Origin of the sequence: Allobosea sp. TWI1241 (assembly GCF_039673065.1) — a bacterium.
Taxonomy (GTDB): domain Bacteria; phylum Pseudomonadota; class Alphaproteobacteria; order Rhizobiales; family Beijerinckiaceae; genus Allobosea.
The window spans coordinates 1-598 of record NZ_JBDJKW010000035.1 but is presented as its reverse complement, the minus strand read 5'-3'; the positions used below and the strand labels follow the sequence as shown (position 1 = coordinate 598).

The window sequence follows — 598 nt, the reverse complement described above, 5'->3', positions numbered from 1 at the left end:
ACCGTCGCGGACAGGCACTACGTCGTCGAGCAGGGAAAGGTCATCGACATGATCCCAAACCAAAAGCTCGACGCAAACATCGACAAGCTCCACGCATATCTCGGGGTTTGATGCCATGTTCGAACTGTTAGGCGTTCCCCCGCAGGCATTGTTCGGCCAGCTTCTGCTGGGTCTGATCAACGGGTCGTTCTATGCGATCCTGAGCCTTGGGCTGGCGGTGATCTTCGGGTTGCTGAACATCATCAACTTCTCGCATGGCGCGCAGTACATGATGGGCGCCTTCGTGGCGTGGATGTGCCTGAACTATCTGGGGATCAACTACTGGGCGGCGCTGCTCCTGGCACCGATCGCGGTGGGGGCGACGGGTGTGGCGATCGAGCGGCTGCTGCTCAAGCGCATCGCCCATGTCGACCATCTCTACGGGCTGCTGCTGACCTTCGGCCTGGCGCTGATCATCCAGGGCCTGTTCCGCAACCAGTACGGCTCATCCGGCCTGCCCTACCAGATGCCCGAAGCCCTGCGCGGCGGCCAGAACCTCGGCTTCATGTTCCTGCCCAACTACCGCGCCTGGGTCGTCGTCGCCTCGCTCGCCGTCTGC

1 protein-coding gene and 1 pseudogene are annotated in these 598 nt (G+C 62.0%); both read left to right on the top strand.

Translation table 11 applies throughout. The annotated features are described in order from the left end of the window. Positions 1-111 (top strand): annotated as a pseudogene (locus tag ABE438_RS20335) (ABC transporter ATP-binding protein); the annotation flags it as partial. 4 nt (positions 112-115) lie between these two features. Further along, the coding region (locus ABE438_RS20330) for a branched-chain amino acid ABC transporter permease (protein WP_346504460.1) at positions 116-598 on the top strand (483 nt) is incomplete at its 3' end.